The organism is Shewanella sp. S1-49-MNA-CIBAN-0167, from assembly GCF_040310145.1.
Lineage (GTDB): Bacteria > Pseudomonadota > Gammaproteobacteria > Enterobacterales > Shewanellaceae > Shewanella > Shewanella psychromarinicola.
This window is the reverse complement of the sequence record NZ_JBEOPO010000077.1, coordinates 1-5,444: the sequence shown is the minus strand read 5'-3', so window position 1 is coordinate 5,444 and position 5,444 is coordinate 1. Positions and strand designations below refer to the sequence as shown.

3 protein-coding genes are annotated in these 5,444 nt (G+C 45.3%); all 3 read left to right on the top strand.

All coding sequences use genetic code 11. The annotated features are described in order from the left end of the window. Positions 1-1,103: 1,103 nt before the first annotated feature. Positions 1,104-1,964, top strand: a complete 861-nt coding sequence (locus AAEZ00_RS20325; protein ID WP_351089679.1) for an HAD-IIB family hydrolase — start codon at positions 1,104-1,106, stop codon at positions 1,962-1,964. 1 nt (position 1,965) lies between these two features. Then, entirely contained in the window at positions 1,966-3,186 is a 1,221-nt protein-coding gene (locus AAEZ00_RS20320; RefSeq protein WP_351089677.1) for a glycosyltransferase family protein, read from the top strand. Positions 3,187-3,541: 355 nt separating this feature from the next. Next, positions 3,542-5,278 (top strand): sugar phosphorylase, encoded by a 1,737-nt coding sequence (locus tag AAEZ00_RS20315; RefSeq protein WP_101034607.1) that lies wholly within the window; start codon positions 3,542-3,544, stop codon positions 5,276-5,278. Positions 5,279-5,444 lie beyond the last annotated feature (166 nt).

Below are 5,444 nucleotides of genomic sequence, written 5' to 3'. Positions count from 1 at the left end.
TAGAGCGGACTTCGTCCTGCTAGGGACAGCTTCGCTGCTAAAATTCTAGGCCGCTACGCGGATAGTGCGCTGCGCTTCTAGAGCGGACTTCGTCCTGCTAGGGACAGCTTCGCTGCTAAAATTCTAGGCCGCTACGCGGATAGTGCGCTGCGCTTATAGAGCGGACTTCGTCCTGCTAGGGACAGCTTCGCTGCTAAGATCCTAGGCCGCTACGCGGATACGCGGATAGTGCGCTGCGCTTCTAGAGCGGACTTCGTCCTGCTAGGGACAGCTTCGCTGCTAAGATTGAGCCGCTACGCGGCTAGGCTGTTGATTTTATAGAATCTAGCCGCGTAGCGTCTTAGCAGCGCAGCGTTCTAGGCTTTTTTCGCTCGCTACCGCTCTAGGCTTTTGGCTCGCTACCGCTCTAGGTTTTTTTGCTCGCTACCGCTTAATTCGCACCAACATGGTGCAACCGTTTGTCTTTGTTGCACAATTATCAGGCTTATTCTCCGCACTACTTTTCATATCATCACTTGACGTGTTTTAAATACGTTATATATATCAAAGGCTAAAGTCTATTTGTGCCATTAAGGTGCAAAGTCATTATGCTTGGCACATATCCTGAATCAATCCATAACTAAATCAATAACTAAATCGAATAAGTGTGAGGTCGCTTAGTTACTAGGGCGGACTTCGTCCTGCTAGGTCGCTACGCGGATAGAGCGCTGCGCTTCTAGGGACAGCTTCGCTGCTAAGATTAAGTCGCTGCGCGACTAGGCTGTTGATTTTATAGCCTCTAGCCGCGAAGCGTCCTAGCAGCGTAGCGTTCTCGGCTGTAGCTAAGATTGAGTGACTAGATTCTAGGCCGCTTCGCTACTATGCTTTAGTTTTTATAGAGTCTAGCCGCGAAGCGTCCTAGCAGCGCTCTAGGCATCGAGATCCTAGGCCGCTACGCGACTAGGCTGTTGATTGTATAGAATCTAGCCGCGTAGCGTCCTAGCAGCGCAGCGCTCTAGGCTGTTGCTTTAGTTTTTATAGAATCTAGCCGCGAAGCGTCCTAGCAGCGCAGCGCTCTAGTTCCTGGCTTTAGCGAAGCGTTCATTGGTTAAAAGGGAGATGATATGACAACACGACCACTTATCTTTACTGACATAGATGGCACTTTACTTGACCATTATGACTATAGCTTTAGTCATGCAATAGACGTGATTGAAGCATTAAATGAACGGCATATTCCTATTATTGCCAATACCAGTAAAACCTTTGCCGAAATGGAAAAGCTCCAACAAACCATTGGTTTTAATTCACCGTTTATTTCAGAAAATGGTGCGGTAATTTATATCCCTATTGGTTACTTTGACCAACAGCCACAAGATACGTTTACCCAAGGATATTATTGGGTAAAAGAGTTTTGTCAGCCGCGAACATATTGGCTCGAATTGTTAACAGAGCATGCACCAGCCTTTGACGATGACTTTATTGGTTTTTCAACGTTGTCGGTTGAAGCGTTATGTGAAGTCACCGATCTGTCACCAGACAATGCCAAGCTGGCATTAATCAGGCACTACGGCGAACCACTACTTTGGCAGGGTGATGAAGCCAGTAAACAAGCCTTTATAGCGTTGATGACAGGTGTTGGTGCTCAAATGCTCCAGGGCGGACGATTTCTACATGTTGGCGGTGATACCGATAAAGGCAAGGCCATGAAATGGTTAGCCGATGTGTATGCCAAGCAATATCACGCACCTGTTATTACCATTGCACTGGGTGACAGTGGTAATGACACGGCCATGCTCGAAGCTGCCGATATTGCCATACAAATTAAGTCACCTGTTCATGACTTTCCTACCTTAACGACAAAAAAACAAAGTATTAAAAGCAGTCTATACGGTCCTAAAGGGTGGGCTGAATGTATAACCCAAACGCTATTGTCGTCATCGGTTGAATCACAGAAAAACCAACTAACATTTGGAGGGGCGTAATATGGCCGATTTTTATCAAAATGGCATTGTCACCACAATGCACAATTTAACCCGACGTACCCATGAAGAGCTTGAAACAGAGTTAATTAAGTTTTCAAAAACACGTCCATTAGGATTAATACTGCCCTCTCTTTATTCTGAGTTAGAAGGTGACGCGCTTAAAGATATTGTTAGTAAATTGAAAGAGGTACCATACTTAAACGAAATTGTGATTGGATTAGACCGAGCCGATCTCAAGCAATATAAACATGCACTGCGCTTTTTTGGCGATTTACCCCAACATCACCGTATTTTGTGGAATGACGGCCCACGTTTACAAGCATTGGATGCAAAACTGCAAGCCTTAGGTTTAGCGCCTCAAGAATTGGGTAAAGGCCGTAATGTTTGGTATTGCATGGGCTATATTCTGGCCTCTGGAAAAACCGAATCGGTTGCCTTGCACGACTGCGATATTGTCACCTATGAAAAGTCATTGCTGGCACGTTTACTTTATCCTGTGGCCAACCCGAAGTTTAATTACGAGTTTAGTAAAGGCTATTATGCGCGTATTTCCAATGGGCAAATTAATGGCCGAGTGTCACGGCTGTTAGTCACTCCGTTGATTAAAGCGCTTAAAAAAGTGGTCGGTTATAACGAATATTTAGACTACATGGACAGTTTTCGTTATCCATTAGCGGGCGAGTTTTCATTTAGACGCGATGTACTCAACGACCTACGGATCCCAAGTGACTGGGGATTAGAAATTGGTGTGTTATCAGAAATGCAGCGCAATTATGCCCATAATCGTATTTGTCAGGTCGATATCGCCGACAATTACGATCATAAACATCAAGACCTATCATTAGATAACGAAGAAGAGGGTCTGTCTAAAATGTCGATTGATATCACCAAAGCCTTCTTTCGTAAACTAGCCACTCAAGGCAATACTTTTAGCACCGAATCGTTCCGAACCCTTAAGGCGACTTATTACCGTATCGCCCTAGATTATGTCGAAACCTATCATAACGATGCGATAATGAACGGCTTAACCACGGATATTCATTTAGAAGAAAAAGCCGTTGAAATGTTTGCCCAAAATATTGTAACGGCAGGGCAGCGCTTTTTAGATAACCCAATGGAAACCCCCTTTATGCCAACATGGAGCCGAGTAGTCAGTGCCATGCCAGATGTACTTGAGCAACTAAAAGCCGCCGTTGAAGCCGATCACGCCGAGTTTAGTTAACCGGATCACGACTTAATCGTTGGGATAATAATAGCCGGGATAATCGTTGGGGTTAATCGTCGAGTTAATCGTTGAGTTAACCGTTGGGATAATAATAGTCGGATTAATCGTTGGGGGTAATCGTCGAGTTAATAGCCGGGTTAATCATCGAGTTAATCGTTAGGAAAATAGCCGGGTTAATCGTCGAATTAATAGCAGTGTAAATAGCTGCATCAAGATCTGGCCTATTGTAAGTCAATGCAACCAAACGTATCGAAGATGGCGGGGCGGGTGATAGGGAAAACGGCTGTTTAATGACGTTTTATCACCATAAGTCGAGGCTGGAACCTCGAACCTCGAACAACAAGGACACCTTATGTCAGTAATGGAAGTATTACAGCAAAAGCTGCAGCAACAACTTAGCTTTATTTACAATGATATCGAACTCGACATGAGCACCTCAGAGTTGGCGGTTCAACTCATCGACATCATGCGCATAACTGAGTATTGCCAAGTACCAGCACCTTTTGTTAATCATTGGTCCGAAAAAGACATCATTATGATCACTTATGCTGACAGTGTGCTCCAACAAGGTGAGCGTCCACTCACAACCTTGGCGCAATTTATCGACAGCTACTTAAGTTGCATCAATGCGGTGCATATATTACCGTTTTTTCCCTACAGCTCAGACGATGGTTTTTCCGTTATCGACTACTCAAGCATTAACGAAGGTCTAGGCTCGTGGGCAGACATTAGTGCCATTGCCAGCAAGCGACGATTAATGTCAGATTTAGTCATCAATCATTGTTCCAGCCGCAGTTTATGGTTCGAACATTTTTGTAAAGGTGAGGGCGTGGGTCATGACTACTTCTTTACCGCCGATCCGGAGGATGATTTAAGCGCGGTGGTTCGGCCCAGAACCTCAGCCCTACTCAGGCCAACTGAGACACCTAACGGCACTCAACATGTATGGTGTACGTTTAGCCACGACCAAGTTGATTTTGATTTTCGTAATCCACAAGTGTTAATTGAGTTTGTGCGAATAATTCGTCAATACTTAGATGCTGGGATCAGCATTTTTCGGCTTGATGCGGTGGCTTTTTTATGGAAAATAGTGGGCAGTAAATCAATTAACTTACCGCAAACCCATGAAATAGTCCGTTTGTTGCGTACATTAATCGAGCACGCCCAACAAGACGCCATTATTATTACCGAAACCAATATCCCTAACCCTCAAAACTTGACCTATTTTGGTAATGCTAACGAAGCCCACAGCATTTATAACTTTTCACTGCCACCATTGTTGATCAACAGCCTTATTACCGGTAGTTGCTTGTACTTAAAGCGTTGGCTTATGAGCATGCCGCCCGCACAAGATGGCACAACCTACTTTAATTTTATTGCCTCCCACGATGGCATCGGCCTTCGCCCAGCAGAGGGGTTACTCGACGACGATGAGATAGATACACTCGTCGACACCATGCAACAATTCGGTGGCCAAATATCATCACGAACCACAGAAGATGGTCAGCAAAAGCCATACGAAATGAACATAGCCCTGTTTGATGCGCTGCAAGGTACCACTAAAGGCAAAGACGCTTGGGGCATGCAACGTTTTGTGTGTGCCCATACCATTATGTTAGCGCTAGAAGGTATTCCAGGTATTTATATTCATAGTTTATTGGGAACCCGCAACGACTATGAAAAGCTGGCAAACACGTCACATAATCGTGCTATTAACCGTCATCGTTGGGATCTCAATCAATTAACTGAGCAGCTAAGTGATACCAACAGCGACCATAGCCAAGTGTTAACCGCGCTGACTCATTTAATTAATATTCGCACCCAGCAAAGTGCTTTTCATCCCAATGCCACCCAGTTCACCTTGCACTTAGGCTTACAATTATTTGGCTTCTGGCGTCAAAGTCGTAACCGTAAACAGAGCATCTTCTGCGTCAGTAACGTATCTGATCAAGTCACCACGCTACCCATTAATGAACTTAATCTTACTATTGCCGACTACTGGATAGATCTATTAACTGGCCAACAGATTGAAGACATCACCCAACCCATGCAACTGCAACCCTATCAAACAGTGTGGATCAGTAACTAGTGTCGCTGCGCTACTAGGTGCTAGGGCGGACTTCGTCCTGCTAGGCCGCTACGCTGCTAGAGCGTGACTACGTCCTGCTAGGATCGCTGCGCTGCTAGGGCGTGACTTCGTCACTGCTAGGATCGCTACGCTGCTAGGGCGTGACTTCGTCACTGCTAGGATCGCT